The organism is Cellvibrio sp. QJXJ (assembly GCF_024452345.1).
GTDB lineage: Bacteria > Pseudomonadota > Gammaproteobacteria > Pseudomonadales > Cellvibrionaceae > Cellvibrio.
Genome location: NZ_CP101662.1, coordinates 2,408,600 through 2,423,052 on the forward strand (window position 1 = coordinate 2,408,600; position 14,453 = coordinate 2,423,052).

Annotated in this window: 10 protein-coding genes; 6 read left to right on the forward strand and 4 right to left on the reverse strand. The window is 51.6% G+C overall.

What is annotated here, in order from left to right; genetic code table 11:
- Positions 1-549: 549 nt before the first annotated feature.
- The 6 genes from NNX04_RS10375 to NNX04_RS10400 all read left to right on the forward strand — a co-directional run bounded on the left by NNX04_RS10375 (position 550) and on the right by NNX04_RS10400 (position 9,677).
- The gene (locus NNX04_RS10375) at positions 550-1,176 is read left to right on the forward strand and encodes a DUF2214 family protein (RefSeq protein ID WP_151054172.1); all 627 of its coding nucleotides are present in this window, start codon (positions 550-552) and stop codon (positions 1,174-1,176) included.
- Positions 1,177-1,338: 162 nt separating this feature from the next.
- Positions 1,339-2,400, forward strand: a complete 1,062-nt coding sequence (locus NNX04_RS10380) for a cellulose binding domain-containing protein (RefSeq protein WP_261948378.1) — start codon at positions 1,339-1,341, stop codon at positions 2,398-2,400.
- A 23-nt stretch (positions 2,401-2,423) separates the two neighbouring features.
- Positions 2,424-5,789 carry a DUF1592 domain-containing protein gene (locus tag NNX04_RS10385; protein ID WP_261948379.1) on the forward strand — a complete coding sequence of 1,122 codons (3,366 nt, stop codon included), beginning with the start codon at positions 2,424-2,426 and terminating at the stop codon, positions 5,787-5,789.
- 49 nt (positions 5,790-5,838) lie between these two features.
- The gene (locus NNX04_RS10390; protein WP_261945704.1) at positions 5,839-7,050 is read left to right on the forward strand and encodes a DUF1552 domain-containing protein; all 1,212 of its coding nucleotides are present in this window, start codon (positions 5,839-5,841) and stop codon (positions 7,048-7,050) included.
- Between the two features lie 519 nt (positions 7,051-7,569).
- Positions 7,570-8,625, forward strand: a complete 1,056-nt coding sequence (locus tag NNX04_RS10395; RefSeq protein WP_261945705.1) for a glycoside hydrolase family 11 protein — start codon at positions 7,570-7,572, stop codon at positions 8,623-8,625.
- A 110-nt stretch (positions 8,626-8,735) separates the two neighbouring features.
- A complete protein-coding gene (locus NNX04_RS10400) occupies positions 8,736-9,677 on the forward strand; it encodes a HEAT repeat domain-containing protein (RefSeq protein ID WP_261945706.1) in 942 nt (313 codons plus the stop codon).
- A 139-nt stretch (positions 9,678-9,816) separates the two neighbouring features.
- Here the strand turns inward: NNX04_RS10400 and NNX04_RS10405 are convergent, their stop codons facing one another.
- The 4 genes from NNX04_RS10405 to NNX04_RS10420 form a co-directional block, all read right to left on the reverse strand.
- A complete protein-coding gene (locus NNX04_RS10405; protein WP_261945707.1) occupies positions 9,817-12,021 on the reverse strand; it encodes a xanthine dehydrogenase family protein molybdopterin-binding subunit in 2,205 nt (734 codons plus the stop codon).
- The gene (locus NNX04_RS10410; protein WP_007644715.1) at positions 12,021-12,485 is read right to left on the reverse strand and encodes a (2Fe-2S)-binding protein; all 465 of its coding nucleotides are present in this window, start codon (positions 12,483-12,485) and stop codon (positions 12,021-12,023) included. The genes NNX04_RS10405 and NNX04_RS10410 overlap by 1 nt, the downstream gene beginning before the upstream one ends.
- Positions 12,486-12,550: 65 nt before the next feature.
- Complete coding sequence (locus tag NNX04_RS10415; RefSeq protein ID WP_261945708.1) at positions 12,551-13,177, reverse strand: nucleotidyltransferase family protein; 627 nt, start codon at positions 13,175-13,177, stop codon at positions 12,551-12,553.
- Positions 13,178-13,224: 47 nt separating this feature from the next.
- A complete protein-coding gene (locus NNX04_RS10420) occupies positions 13,225-14,328 on the reverse strand; it encodes an XdhC family protein (protein ID WP_261945709.1) in 1,104 nt (367 codons plus the stop codon).
- Positions 14,329-14,453: the final 125 nt, after the last annotated feature.

Genomic DNA, 14,453 nt, shown 5'->3' on the forward strand with positions numbered 1-14,453 from the left:
ATAATTTTTAGTAAATCACCTGATCAAATCTGAAAAACAGCAAAAAATAAAAATTGATTTACGCGCCAAAATAAAGTTTTTAACGACAAAATAATTTTTTCGTGAATTACTGCACCGGAATTACTCACATTTTAGTGGACTAGCGCACAATTTTTTGTATGATTTGCAAGCAACATGCGCTTCGCATACAAGTACCCTTCTCCACTAGTTCAAATAATTTTGGAATGCGGGTACCAACAACAAAAAATCATTAGTAAAAAAGTATAATTAAAAAGTTTGACCGAGCTGTGAGAGCCAACGCGTTTATCGCGCGCAATGCCCCGTAAAACGATTTTGTTCTGTCGCTTTACAACCCTCATCGACCAACCACGATCGTTTTTGTGCCTGCACAGAGCGCAGTGGTTTCTATTGCCTTAAAAAAACCGTTTTGTTTTTAGCTGCGAATTTTTATTTTTTCACTTTTTGAACAAATCAAAACGTTAGCGCAATCATTTCACCCGCAGTGATAGTGATTGATTCAAAAACAACAATAGAACAGCGGATTGGCCCATGAAAACCCTAATTATTTATGTTCATTTAATTGCTGCCTGTGTGGCGGTGGGCATTTTATTGATACAGGATTTAGCGTTGGCAAAAACCCGTGGCCGCGCTTTACCAAGCCAAGCGATTGACGAATTGCAACGCGCGGCAAAAATAATTTCGCTCGCCTTGGTTGTGCTGTGGATTTCTGGATTAATGCTGGTGGTAATTGGCTACATAGACAATCCGCAAGAGTATTTATTAAATCAAAAACTCTGGGCCAAGTTCACCGTGGTAGGAATTCTTACACTCAATGGTATAGCGTTACATCACTTCAGTTTTCCGCGCGTGGTATCCAGCCGTGGCATTTTGGGGCTGGGCAATATTGAAAAAACATTAGTCATTTTTACGGGTGTTGTCTCCAGCATTTCCTGGTTGTTCGCTTGTTACTTGGGTATTGCACGCCCATGGAATTACACCGTTGATTACAGCTTTGTGATGTTGGTGTATTTCTTTTTGCTCGCCCCAGCGTGCATTGTCGGGCAGACATTTATTCATTCATTACCACCGTCGAAAGGAGCCGGAAATAATAATCGCCCGGAGCCGCCGCTACTTACCGATTCAATTCAGCTCACTAAACGAATTTCAAAAACCTGATGAGCCTACCGTTTTTTTTAACAGTTCAAACAGCGAGTGCAACAACTGTTTGGGCGCTATTTACCCGTCGATTAATTGGCAGTTGCGTGGGGTTTCAGCAGCTGCCGGTTATTGAAGGCCCCTTGCCGGGTTCGCCCGACATTCACTTAAGAGGAAAACACCATGAGTAGTTTTACCGCCTCTGCGATCACCCCGCGCCCACGGGGCAGGGTTACCCGATCGCTCTGCCTGCTGGGGTTCAGCCTGGCAACTGTTGTACTGTCAGCCAAGGTGTACGCTGGCTGTCAGTATGTAGTCACCAACCAGTGGAATAACGGGTTCACTGCCGCCATTAGAATAACCAACAGTGGCACTAGCCCGATCAATGGCTGGAATGTGAGCTGGCAATACAGCGGTGACAATCGCCTGACCAGCAGCTGGAATGCCAACTACAGCGGCACCAACCCCTACTCTGCCTCCAATTTGAGTTGGAATGGCAGTATTCAGCCAAACCAAACAGTGGAGATAGGCTTTCAGGGCAGCAAAGGCAGTGCAGCGCCTGAAGTACCGCAGGTAACTGGTGCCGCGTGTGGTGCCGCTGCGTCGTCAGCAAGTAGCTCTTCCGCAGCATCTGTCAGCTCCAGCCCAACGCCGGTCTCTTCCAGTTCTTCGTCGCTGTCGAGCAGTATGACAACCAGCTCGTCTTCATCGGCGGTAAATCAGGCAGCGTGGGATCTGAATAGCAGCGCCTCCTATCTGAATTTTGTCACCACTAAAAATACCCACAACGTGGAAGTTCACACCTTCACAACCTTGACCGGTGCCATTGGCAGCGATGGCCTGGCAACCGTGACTATCGACCTGAACAGCGTCATCACCGGTGTTGCCCTGCGCGACCAGCGAGTGCGCGATTTGCTGTTTGAAACCGCCAGCTTCCCCACCGCCACCATTTCTGTCGCCGTGCCGGGCACACTGCTCAGCACATTAGCTCTGGGGCAAACCACCCAGACCGATGTGAGCGCCAATATCAACTTGCATGGCGTGAGCTTTCCGGTGACTACCCGGGTATCGGTACAGCGCCTGTCCAATTCGCGCATTTTGGTGCAGAGCATGGCCCCAGTGTTAACTCGTGCGGGTGATTTCAACCTGACTGCCGGCGTGGAAGCCCTGCGTGCGATTGTCAACCTGACGTCGATCAGTGCGGCAGTGCCTGTGGACTTCGCGCTTGTTTTTGACGCGCGCTAATTGGAGGCTAAAGAGAAACCATTATGAAAAACTTACGTAAACTCTCCGCGCTCTCCCCATTCGGTTTAGCCCTTGCACTGGCAGTGCCAGCAACAGCGCAAAACCTATGCGATGTTTCCTACACAACAACCAATAGCTGGGGCAGTGGTGCGCAAATTGCCGTCGCCGTCAAAAATAACGGTGCCGCAGTGACTAGCTGGCAGCTGTGCTGGACCTTCAATGGCAGTGAAACTATTGCCAACCTGTGGGATGGAACCTTCACCGCCACCGGCAAAAATGTGTGTGTCAACAACGCCGCCTACAACGGCAACCTGGCAACTAATGCCAGTGCACAGTTTGGTTTTGTGGTGAATAACCCCAGCACCCAAGTGCCCACCGCCTTTACACTAAACGGCGCAAGCTGTAATGGCAGCACTCCGGTAAGCAGCAGTTCAAGCAGCATTGCACCCAGTAGCTCCAGCAGCTCAAGTAGCAGTGTTGTGCCATCGGTAGCGGCGCGCTGGCTAGTGGATGCCACCAAGTCCAGCTTCCACTTTGTTGCGGTTAAAAACACCAACACAGCGGAAACCTTCACCTTTACCCAACTGCAAGGCACGGTGGCGACAAGCGGTAACGCAACGCTGACCATTCCTCTGGCGAGCATTTCAACCGGGTTTGATATTCGCAATACGCGTATGCAAAACCTGTTGTTTGAATCCAGCTACCTGCCCAGCCTGCACTTTACAACGCAGCTGGATATGAGCGCGCTGGATGCCATGGCCGTAGGTGCTATGCAGGTACAAACCTTGACCGGTAATTTGATTCTGCATGCGGTAAATAAACCGATCAGTTTCGATGCCACCATCGTCAAACACAGCAGCACCAGCATCAGTGTGTCACCGCGTCGCCCCATAGTGGTCAATAGCGTTGATTTTGAACTGAATGCCGGTGTTGAAGCACTGCGTGTGGTTGCCAATTTAAGTGCAATCGGCGAGAAAACACCGGTGTACTTCAAGATGTTCCTCACCCGCGACAACCCCACCAACATCGCCGCGATCACGCTGCCAACGGCACCTGCCGCACCGGCCAGCTTGATGGGTAACCTGAGCCAGGTTACCGGCGAAGCGACGCTGACCTGGGCGGATGTGAGCAACAACGAAACCGGCTTCCTGATTCGCCGCAAAGGCACCGATGGCCGCTGGACAACCCAAAGCAATCTGACCGCCAATAGCGCAAGCTTCATGGAGAACCTGCTCTCTGCTTACGGCAGTTACGATTACAAGGTAATTAGCTACCGCGACAGTGTGCCTTCAGTGGCTAGCAACGCCATCAATCTGGTCTACTCCAACGGCCAAAGTTCTTCCAGCAGCTCCAGCGCTACCAGCACTAGCTCACTCAGCTCCACCAGCAGCCTGTCCAGCAGTTCCAGCTCCAGCAGCTCAAGTGGTAGCGGTGAAATTATTGGCGACGCCACCCGCGGGTCAACCCTGTGGAATACCCAAAGCTGTGTAGCCTGTCACGGGGTAGATGGAGAGAAAAATGCCAACGGTACACCAGCAGCAGCACCGCTGAACCCGAACCGCTCGGTCTATCGCCACAGTCAGGACAATCAGGATCGCAGCCTGCGCGACTTTATTGCCATGTGGATGCCACAGACCGACCCAGGTAGCTGTACCGGCCAATGCGCAGCAGATTTGGAAGCCTATATCTGGACCTGGCGCAGACCGTCTGATGGTATTCCGGATAATCCGGTATCCAACTTCAGCTGCCCAAGCACCGGCCCAACCTACGGCCAACGCACCCTGCGCTTACTGACCAAAAACGAGTATCAACGCTCGGTACGCGATTTGGTGGGTTACACCCAGGATGTCATTTCACGTTTGCCCGACGACTTTATCGCCGGCTCATTCATGAACAACAACACCCTGATCGTGGATAAAAACCGCTACACCAGCTACATCTCTACCGCCGAACGTATTGCTACCGATGTAGCAAGCCGCTGGAACGCAGTATTGGCCTGTAGCCCAAGCACCACTTGCGCCGACAAGCTGGTGAACGAACTGGCACCGCGCATTTTCCGTCGCCCATTAACCGCCGATGAGCAAACCGCATACCGCGGCGTTGCACGCGGCACCACCGGTGGCCGCACAGTAACCGAAGGTATGGAAATCGCACTGGCGGCGATGTTGTCGTCACCACAATTCCTGTACCGCTCCGAGTTGGGCACCGCCAGTGGCGGCGCTTACAAGTTGGACGGCTATGAGATGGCGACCTTCATGAGCTACACCTTTACCGGCACCACCCCCAGTGCAGATTTGCTGGCGGCTGCTGGCCGTGGCGATTTGAATACAGTGGCTGGCGTGCGCCAACAGGCGGCACTGCTGCTGAACTCGGCCAATACCCGTGTATTGCTGGGCGACTTTGTGAACCGCTGGTTGGGTACCGAACAGTTGGAGATCAAAGAGAAGAGCGGTGTAACCAACTTTGCCACTCTGGCCAACGACATGAAGCTGGAATTGGGTAAAAACTTTGCCCAGGCCATGTTGGGCAGCGGCTCCAGTTTCGCCTCGCTGTACAACCCCAGCTACACCCACGTGAACCAGCGCCTGGCCAACCTTTATGGCTTGCCCTACAACGCCAATGGCGCCGATAGCGATGGCTTCGTCAGCACCGCAACCAGTGACCGCGGCGGGATCTTGATCTCTGGCGCCTTCCTGTCACGTTACGCCAGTGCGACCGATGCCAACATGGTCACCCGTGCCGTTGCCCTGCGTCGCCGGATGATGTGTCAGGACATTCCAGAACCACCATCAGGTGTGAGCCTGGACCGAGAAGCATTGGCTGCGCGTGATAAAGAGTTCTTTGAGAACCCGCACACCACCCAGCGCATGATCTTTGACCGCATCACCTCTGGCACCAGCTGCTCCAACTGCCATGGCGAGATCATCAACCCACTCGGCGGCGGCATGGAGAACTACGACAGCCTCGGTCGCGTGCGTTCAGTTGACCTGAAAGGTAATGCGATTAACGCGGCAGGCACCTTCTTCTCGCCCTACCCGCAATTGCAGTTCCTCAACGACCCGGATCGCGTGATTTACTCGCCAGCCATTCAATTTAATGGCGGTAAGGATCTCGCGCGCACAGTGGTAGAAGACCCCATGGTATCGAGCCTTGCGCAAAGCTGTCTGGCAACCCAGTTTGTCAGCTACAGCACCGGTATCCATTCGATCTTCCTGATTGATTCAACAAGGGATGTTGGCTATTCGCGCATCAGTAAAGCGGAAGAAGACGCTTATCGCTGCGACATTGCCGACCTGACCAATGTACTGAGCACCAGTGGCCCAAGGGCAATGCTTGAAGAAATTCCCGCATTGGATTCTGTGATGTACCGGCAGGAGTGGGCGCGCTAATGCGCGCCCCTCACACTCATCGCCTTGTTAACGAATTGGAGTAAATAACATGAGATACAAAGACTGCTTCGACAAAGAACGCAGAGACTTCCTGAAAGTCGTCAAACATGCCGGTATCGCTGCGGGATTAATTCAAGCCTCCAGCATTCTGGCGGGCGTTATGTTGGCGCGCACCGCAGAAGCCCAATCCGGCACTCCCACCAAGCACTGCCTGGTGTTTTCCGGCGGCGGCTGCCACCCGGATAAGTGGTTCCCGTCCGGGAGCACCCTGCCCGTTCAGTCAGCGCCACTGCAAACTCACTACAACCGTATCGCAATGTTTAAAAACGCCTCGCTCAGCGGCGCAGGTCACGGGGTAATGTTTCATCGCTTCAACAACGGCAGTTGGTCTGAGGACAGTTTTGATGTGAACCTCGGCCGTACCATTGGCGCCAATTACCCGGTGAAATACCTGAATGTGGGTACCACGGCGGAATCGGCACTCAGCCGCGAGGGTTATACCGGTAGACCGCTGATCACCAGCCCGCAAGCTGCGCTTGACGTGCTCTTTTCCGGTGGTGGCAGTGGTGGTGGCAACGGTTCAGGCACAGCGCCACGCCAGTCGGTGGTGGACTTGCACTATGCAGCGATCAGCAGTTTGCAAAACAAACTGGGGCAACACGAGAAAGAGAAGCTGGATAGCCACTTCACCGCGATTCGCGAGATTGAAACCGCCATCGATACCGGCGGCAGCAATCCTGGCGGCTCCTGTCCACAGCTCTCCAACACCACCGCCAGTGGGTTTGATGCAACCGCCAAGTTGCACGCTGACATCGTGGCCTTGGCGCTGAGCTGTAATTTGACCGCGTCTGCGTCCATCGCCTTTGGTACCGATGCGCATACCCATTTCTTTGATGTACTCGGGCGTGAGTCGCACCAATCGCACCACAATCAGGGCAACGTGCCTTTGGCCTACACCGAAGATATTGTCTACATGCAGGGCTTAACCCGCTACCTGCTGGATAAGATCAACGAGCGTGGGCTGTTTAGCTCAACGATTGTGACCCAGGTTTCTGACATGGGTGACGCAGACTCCCACGGCAACAACAACGTACCGATGATAGTAGCGGGCGCCGGTATTACTGGTGGCCGTGTGATCGATATTGGCGGCAAAACCCAATCCGAGATTTATCAAACCCTCGGCTTGAAATTGCGTGCGGATCAAAGCCCTAACGGTGCGCTGTACCGTACCTGGGCTAACTCCACTATCGCCGGGCTTTAAACACCCGCCGATTGGTAAGGATGCGCCGTTTTTGTAATAGGGATTGTTAATCAGCAAGCTCCGGAGCAGATGTATCACACATCCACTCCGGAGCTTTTTTTATGCCTCTGCTTTTCCTGTTTGGGTACAATTTTTGTAGCGCAATAACGCTATTTTTTCGCCCATAAAAAACCATTTCAGAAAAATAATTTCCCTCATCAAAACCTATTCACGCATAAAAAAGTGACGCGATTTTTAGCAAATTTATTCAACCTTTAAAAAAATATTTACACGTAAATTCAGCCAAAAAAATCTAAAAAAAACCTATATAGTTTATTTGACAATATGCTTATTGTTTTATTGACAAGAACGTTGGTGCAGCGCTATAAATTTCACATCAAAACGTCACGCCGTTTTAACAATAACAGCATGTCGTATGGCGTTTGATAAACATCTGCCCGCAATAGGCAGGTAAACCTTCAACAGTCCCTCCTCCTCTATGGGTGGTATTGGTTGAGTGGCTCACAAGAGAAACTAATAATGAAATTCACAACAGGCAAAATGTTTTTTAGTGGTTTAATCGGTGCTGCTGCACTTTGCGCTTCAATGGTTAGTGCACAAACCCTCAGCTCCAATTCCACCGGCACCAACAACGGTTTTTATTACACCTTTTGGAAAGATTCCGGCAGCGCGACCATGACCCTGCAAGCCGGAGGACGTTACACCTCGCAATGGAATAGCGGCACCAACAACTGGGTGGGCGGTAAAGGTTGGAACCCTGGCAGCAGCTCGCGTGTGATCAGCTACTCCGGCAGCTACAACGTAAACGATTCACAAAACTCCTACCTCGCACTTTATGGCTGGACCCGCAGCCCGCTGATTGAATACTACGTGATTGAAAGCTACGGCTCTTACAACCCTTCCAGTTGCGCCGGTGGTACTGACTACGGCAGCTTCCAAAGTGACGGTGCCACCTACAACGTTCGTCGCTGCCTGCGCACGCAACAGCCGTCTATCGATGGCACCCAAACTTTTTATCAATACTTCAGCGTGCGCACACCGAAAAAAGGTTTTGGCAACATTTCTGGCACCATCACCTTTGCTAACCACGCTAACTTCTGGGCCAGCAAAGGCTTGAATCTGGGTGCACACAACTATCAAGTGTTGGCGACTGAAGGTTATCAAAGCACCGGCAGCTCAGACATTACAGTCAGCGAAGGTAGCAGCGGTGGCGGTAGCTCCAGCTCTGCGCCATCGGGCAACAAAACCATTGTGGTACGCGCGCGTGGCACTGTCGGTGGTGAACAAATTCGCCTGAAAGTGAATAACACCACCGTGCAAACCTGGACACTCTCTACCACTATGTCCAACTACACTGTGTCTACCAGCTTATCCGGTGGTTCATTGGTGGAATACTTTAACGATTCGGGCAATCGTGATGTGCAGGTGGATTACATCAGCGTCAACGGCAGCACTCGTCAATCTGAAGTACAAACCTACAACACCGGCGTTTATCAAAATGGCGCCTGCGGTGGTGGCAATGGTGGCAGCGAGTGGATGCACTGCAACGGCGCAATTGGTTACGGCAACTTGTAATCCTTAACTCGCCGTTATTGTACGACATAAAAAAGGGGCGGATTTTCTGCCCCTTTTTTATCTATTTTTTACCATCATAAAAAATATTTTAATAATAACGAGGCAACGCCATGAACACTGTCACAGGTTTACACAAACATTTTTTGTTACCCGCACTCGCGGGTGCAGCGATTTGTTATAGCGTCATGATGCTGAGCAATGATGACAGCCAGCAGCTTAATAAAATTACCGAGCTGGAAAATAAAATTCTTGATTTGCAATTTTTACTCGCGCAACAAGAACAAGCCTTAACAACCGCGCAACAATATGCACCAGACACCCGCATACACAACACCACTCAAATATCCACCGCCAATAATGGCGAAAAAACAGCAGCTATTTCTGCAAGCAAAAGCCCCGCCGATGCGGAACTCGACGCGGCTGCGGTGACAGCCAACAGCAATCAACAACTAAAAGAACTGAGCACCCTGTCTGATCGCGATGCCCGTAGCTTCTCAGAAAAGTTAACCGATTTTTTAGCGCAGAACCCGGGGCGCGACAATCTAGCCATCGCCAGCAAAAGCATTGTGGATCTGGCGAACAATCACAGCATCCTGCCCGATTACGCGCTGGAGTCGCTCTATCAGCAACAGAGCAACGAGGAAATAAAACGAGTGGCAGCGCAGGTAATGTCGCTGCGTGGCGATAACCGTTTGCTGGAGCAGCACATCGCGAAGCTGCAAACCAAACTGGAGAGCGACACTCCGCAAGAGCGTCAACAAGCATTGGTGGCATTGGCAAAAACCGGTTACGCCAACGCGGCCACCGCCATTGCCCCGCTACTGCAAGACAGCGATACCGGCGTAAAACTGGATGCCCTACTCGCCCTGCGCGCCACCGGCAACCAGAGCCATATTCGCATGGCGGAAAATTTGCGCAACGATCCCGACCCAGCCGTGAGCTGGCTCGCCAACGACGTGATTAGCCAATTGCAAAATTTAAGTGAACAGGCGCGCACCAAAGTCGCGAGCAATGATATAGCAGCCAATTTATTGCCGATTGCACAGCAGTAGTGACGTGAAAAAAGTCAGTGTAAAACAGACCAAGAAATATCAAAAAACCTCCAAAAAATATCCAAAAAAATGCCGCTGGCGCAAACCAGCGGCATTTTTTACATCAAAGACCAAATCTTGGTTTTCTTGGTGCAGCGTATTAAACCTTAGTCCCTAAGGGCAAACGCGTGCGCGGTGTACCGGTGGCGGCGAATAAAGCATTGGCGACTGCACCAGCGACGGGAGGCAAACCAGGTTCACCTACGCCTGACGGCATTTCCGCGGAGGGAACAATATGCACTTCTACCTTGGGCATAGCGTCGATGCGCAGCAGCGGGTAGCTGTGATAATTGGTTTGCTCGACCACACCGTTTTTCAGCGTAATCGCTTCACCCAGTGCCGCGCTCAAGCCCATGCCGATACCGCCTTCCATTTGCGCGCGAATCACATCGGGGTTTACCGCCACCCCACAATCCACAGCGCACACCACTCGTTCGACTTTAAAACTGTTATCGCTATTCACTCGCACTTCAGCCACTTGCGCCACCCAGGTGCCGAAGGATTTATGCACCGCAATTCCGCGGCTGACACCTTCCGGTAATTTTTTACTCCAATCACTTTTTTGCGCAGCCAAATTTAATACACCGAGTGCACGCGGCTCACTGGCGAGCAATTCACGGCGAAAAATAACCGGATCTTTTTTCGCTGCTTTGGCGAGTTGGTCAATAAACGTTTCCACCACAAACGCATTGCCCGAATGGCCCACCGAACGCCACCAGAGTGTGGAGACCTTAATAGGAATTTCTGTGGCCTGCACTTGCAGGTTGGGAATCGCGTAGTGCATATCGTCGATGCCTTCCGCAACCGTGCTATCCACCGGGCCTTGAATCATCGCTTCAAACGGCGTGCCGCGCAAAATTGCTTGCGCCACGGCATGATGCTGCCACGCGAGCGCTTTACCATCAGCCGATACCGCTCCGCGCAAGTGATGCACCGCCATAGGCCGGTAGCGACCATTGAGGATTTCATCTTCCCGCGTCCACACCATTTTTACTGCGCGCCCTGGAATTTGTTTGGCGATATTGGCAGCGTCCACCACATAATCACTGGGGCAAGCGCGGCGACCAAAACTGCCGCCCGCATAGAGTGTATGAATATTTACCTGCTCGGGTTTTACGCCCGTAGCAGCAGCAACCTGTTGCTGATCCACTGTCGGCATCTGGCAGGCATACCAGAGTTCACAGCTATTTTTTTCGGCTTTTACCACACAGTTCAGCGGCTCAATCGCCGCGTGCGCGAGGTAGGGCAATTCATATTGCGCGCTAATCACACCGTCCGCTTTCGCAAGCGTCGCAGTGGCATCACCTGCGGTTTTTATTACCGCACCGGTTTTATTGGCGGCGTCGTGACAGGCTTTAAATAATTCATCGCTGCTGCGGGTTTCACAAGCAGATAAATCCCACTCCACCTGCACTAATTTGCGCGCTTTTTGCGCCGCCCAAAAACTTTCGGCTACCACCGCCACGCCGCGCGGAAATTCCACCACAGCAACAACACCGGGCGCTGCTTTAGCTTTGGCGGCATCCACTTTTTTCACCTTGCCAAACAATTGCGGCGGGTAGACTACTAAGGCAGTGAGCATGCCGGGCAATTGAATATCCTGCGTGTAAATCGCGGTGCCGTTGGTTTTTTCAAAACTGTCTTTACGCGGAATTTTTTTGCCGATTAATTGAAAATCTTTCGGGTCTTTTACCGCTGGTTTTTGCGGCACCGGCAACGCAGCCGCTTTTGCCGCGAGCGCACCAAAAGTGCTGGTGCGTTTGCCGTGAGAGATCACACCATTTTTCACCTGAATTTCATTGGCAGGCACCTTCCACTCAGTGGCAGCGGCAGCGACCAACATTTCACGCGCGGCGGCGCCAGTTTGACGCAACTGCATCCAGGAGTTGGCAATGGATGATGAACCACCCGTGCCCTGCGCGGGGCCCCAGAATAAATTGTTGTAGCGGCTGGCATCCGCCGGTGCAAATTCCCAATCCATTTGCTCCCAACTTGCATCCAATTCTTCCGCCACCAGCGCCGTTAAACCGGTACTGACGCCCTGCCCCATATCCAAATGTTTTACCACTATGGTGACTTTGTTATCGGGCGATATTTTTACAAAGGCATTAAAAAACGGCACATCGCCGCTGGCATCGGCAGACGTTGTATCAGCAGCAAAAACCTGTGCGCTACCGGCGACAAATCCGCTGCCAATTAATAAACCACCACCCAGTCCCACTGCCTGCAAAAAATTACGGCGCGATAAAGCCGAAGGTTCATTATGCTGCTGGGCGTGAATTGTTTGTCGTTTGAGAAAGTTCATTAGGCTTTACCTCCTAACTTATCGGCCGCTTGGTGAATTGCGCCGCGAATCCGCTGATAGGTGGCACAGCGACAGAGGTTGCCACTCATAGCGGCATCGATTTGTGCATCAGTCGGTTTTTTATTACCTTGCAACAGGGCGGTGGCCGACATGATTTGTCCTGACTGGCAATAGCCGCACTGCACCACATCCAATTCGCGCCAGGCTTGTTGTACCGCTTGGAATGCAGGGGAATTAATGCCTTCGATGGTTTCAATTTTTGCTCCCGCCGCGGCCGAGATGGGCAAACTGCAGGAGCGTATCGGGCTGCCATTCATGTGCACCGTGCAGGCGCCGCAAAGCGCCATGCCACAACCCAGCTTGGTGCCGGTCATATTTAATTCATCGCGCAGCGCCCACAACAGCGGCGTATCCGGGTCCACATCCAGCTCGTGGGTTTTACCATTAATCGTAAGCGAAATCATGGGTAACTCCTTGGCAAAATCAATTGACTAACAAAACGGTTAAATTGCTTTTTTAAATAACTTTTTTAAATAGCCTTTCTTAAATAATTAGAAAGATCGGCGGGTGTATCTACATCAAATTCCGCCGATGGCATAGCAACAGGAATCACGTGATTGCTGTAACGCAGCAATAAACTTTTTGCACCGCGATCACCGCGACACTCGTACAAGCGCGCTTTAAAGTGCGCAGGAAATAACGCAGGCACGCCTAAGGTATTGGCAAAACTGGCGCAAGTGATTTTTTCCGGGTGCTGACACCAGCGGTGATATAAATTTTGTAAATCCTGCGCGCTAATCAAGGGTTGATCTGCCAATAAAACCAAAACCGGATTACTGTTTTGCAGATATTTAACGGCGTGCGCCAATGAATGGCCCAAGCCCAAATTCCAGGCGGGAAATTCCAGCAATTCAACCGGCGTTTCCGTCTTGTTTTTTACCTGTGCATTGAGCGCAGGCAGCGCCTGTAATAATTGCGGATAAAAAGCACCACCCACCACCACAATACGCGCTGGTTTTAATTGGCGCGCAGCAGCAATACTCGCCGCAAGCAAGGGTTGCCCATGCCAATCAGCCAATTGTTTACAGCTGCCAAAACGGCTGGCAGAGCCCGCCGCTAAAATCAGGCAATCCAGATTTATCGTTTTATTATTCATGGGCGCACCTTTTATTGATTAATCAAAAACTGTTCATTAGTCAGAAACTATTTTTTAGTCAGAAACTCTTCGTTAGAAACAGCGCGATTAATAGCAGCGCCCGCGACCAAATTGAGCGCGGGTAGCGTATCGCCCAATGCACTCATTAGCCCCAGAGGTTGGGCGCTGCTGCCAAATATTTTTGCGTGACATTCCGCCAATACCGACAAGGCGATGCTCTCCGGTAAATCACCGCCCAAGGCTAAACCCATAGGCCCGGCAATGAGGCAATTCAATTGCGCCTCATCAAATCCGGCAGCGACCAGCACATCCGCTTTGCGTTTTGCAGGGCCAAGCAAACCGATGTAAGGATTGGCGAGCGTTCGCGCTTGCAAAGCCGCGACGGCAGCTGCATCCAAACGCAAATTGTGGTGGGCGATAATAATGCCATCCACGCTCTGCAATAATTCATCATCCAATTCGGCAACGGTTGTGTTCAACGCGCTAATTTGCGGCGGAAAATTTTCGCGTTTGTGGGGATTTAAGCGTTGATCCACCAGTGTGATGCGCCAACCTAAAATCAGCGCGAGCTGGCACAGGGGAATTAAATCCACGCCACTGCCCAGAACTAATAAATGGGGTAGCGGATTAATTAAGGTCGTGAGGATTTGTTTGCCGTTATCCGTGTCATCGGCGCGCTTCAAACTGCCATGCTGACGCTGGCTAAACGCACGCGGGCATGGTGTGAAGCTGGCAAAAGCATCCTCTATTTGCAACTCAAAACGACAGGCTTGCTGTTGCTGCAAACAGGAAAAAATTTCCGGCAGGCGCAAAAAATCATTGGCAGAATTACAAGGGTGCAACACAATTTCGGCTGCGCCACCGCAGCCTATGCCCAAACGCCAGGCGATATTACTATCGTCGCTCGCGTCGTACACCACACGGCGGGATTTCCCCAACGCGATAACCTTACGCGCTTGCAACAACAAATCGGATTCAATGCAGCCACCACTCAGCATACCCAATTGATGGCCCGCATCACTCAGCAACATTAGCGCGCCAGTTTTGCGATACACCGAACCGCGCGTTTGAATAACCGCGCCCAGCACCCAGTTGGCGCTATCTTTGAGTGGCAGCCAGGAGGCGAGTAAATGATAAAACTGATTAGACATAGACAGGCATCCGCGTTATTACATTTATCATCGGAATTTCAGGCACTGCACTAACAAACCGTTCGATAATCCCACCTGAATGCCCATAAGGAAAGCAGGATTAACAAAACTAAACTGACTGATTT

Coding starts and splice junctions, on each gene's coding strand:
- NNX04_RS10405 (WP_261945707.1), bottom strand. CDS start 12,021: ATGAACTTTCTCAAACGACAAACAATTCACGCCCAGCAGCATAATGAA.
- NNX04_RS10400 (WP_261945706.1), top strand. CDS start 8,736: ATGAACACTGTCACAGGTTTACACAAACATTTTTTGTTACCCGCACTC.
- NNX04_RS10395 (WP_261945705.1), top strand. CDS start 7,570: ATGAAATTCACAACAGGCAAAATGTTTTTTAGTGGTTTAATCGGTGCT.
- NNX04_RS10385 (WP_261948379.1), top strand. CDS start 2,424: ATGAAAAACTTACGTAAACTCTCCGCGCTCTCCCCATTCGGTTTAGCC.
- NNX04_RS10420 (WP_261945709.1), bottom strand. CDS start 14,328: ATGTCTAATCAGTTTTATCATTTACTCGCCTCCTGGCTGCCACTCAAA.
- NNX04_RS10390 (WP_261945704.1), top strand. CDS start 5,839: ATGAGATACAAAGACTGCTTCGACAAAGAACGCAGAGACTTCCTGAAA.
- NNX04_RS10380 (WP_261948378.1), top strand. CDS start 1,339: ATGAGTAGTTTTACCGCCTCTGCGATCACCCCGCGCCCACGGGGCAGG.
- NNX04_RS10415 (WP_261945708.1), bottom strand. CDS start 13,177: ATGAATAATAAAACGATAAATCTGGATTGCCTGATTTTAGCGGCGGGC.
- NNX04_RS10410 (WP_007644715.1), bottom strand. CDS start 12,485: ATGATTTCGCTTACGATTAATGGTAAAACCCACGAGCTGGATGTGGAC.
- NNX04_RS10375 (WP_151054172.1), top strand. CDS start 550: ATGAAAACCCTAATTATTTATGTTCATTTAATTGCTGCCTGTGTGGCG.